This is a genomic window from Veillonella sp. oral taxon 780 str. F0422 (assembly GCF_000221605.1).
In the GTDB taxonomy this organism is placed as follows: domain Bacteria; phylum Bacillota; class Negativicutes; order Veillonellales; family Veillonellaceae; genus F0422.
Map to the genome: position 1 here is coordinate 1 of NZ_AFUJ01000004.1, position 802 is coordinate 802.

The window sequence follows — 802 nt, forward strand, 5'->3', positions numbered from 1 at the left end:
CGTTAGTATCACCAGCATAACGTAGATTTGCATTATTAGTCACTGTTGTGTTTAAGTTCTTAATCGCATCATCTACATATGCTTTATTCGCTGCATCGCCATCTGCTTCTGCTTTCGCTACATTGGTAACTTTCATGCCACCAGCATTGATACCATCTTTACCGATTGTAACAGTTTTAGTTTCGCCAGCTGCTCCATCTGCACCTGCTGCAGTATTAGCGATAGAAACACCATCTGCTCCTAAGGTAATTGTAGAACCTGGTTTACCTGCTCCTGTAGCATTACTAATAGATTTAATATTGCCAAGGTTTTCTGCTAATTTCACATCAAGGTCATTATCAGTTTTAACCACTTTGATATTATTTGTTTCAGTTGCTGTACGAGTGAAGTTATCTGCACCTTTGATTGTCAAAGTAGTACCTAAGTCACGGTGTACTTTCGCAGTTGTATCGTTACCTGTGAAATCCAAGCCCTTGGTTGTAAGTGTATTAGTTATATTCGTACTACCATCAGTGATTTTTTTAGATAAATCATTGTAATTGTTAGTAACTGTGTCACCTAAGTTTGTTAATTTTTCTGTAGTTTCAGAAATCTTAGTATTTTGTGCTGCATTGGTAGCATCTAATTTTTCAATAGCATCCTTAATCGTAGTGACATCATCTTTAGTACCAGCCGCATTAGTAATACTGAAAGTTGGGCCTGTAATTTTGCCATTTTCATTAATTGTTGTGCCACCGATGATAGCACCAATTTCAGATTTAGTAGTATGTAATTGTCCACCGTTCACAGCATCTTTGGAGCC

Annotated in this window: 1 pseudogene; it reads right to left on the bottom strand. The window is 37.4% G+C overall.

The features are described from left to right. Positions 1 to 802 (bottom strand): annotated as a pseudogene (locus HMPREF9200_RS00335) (hypothetical protein); the annotation flags it as partial.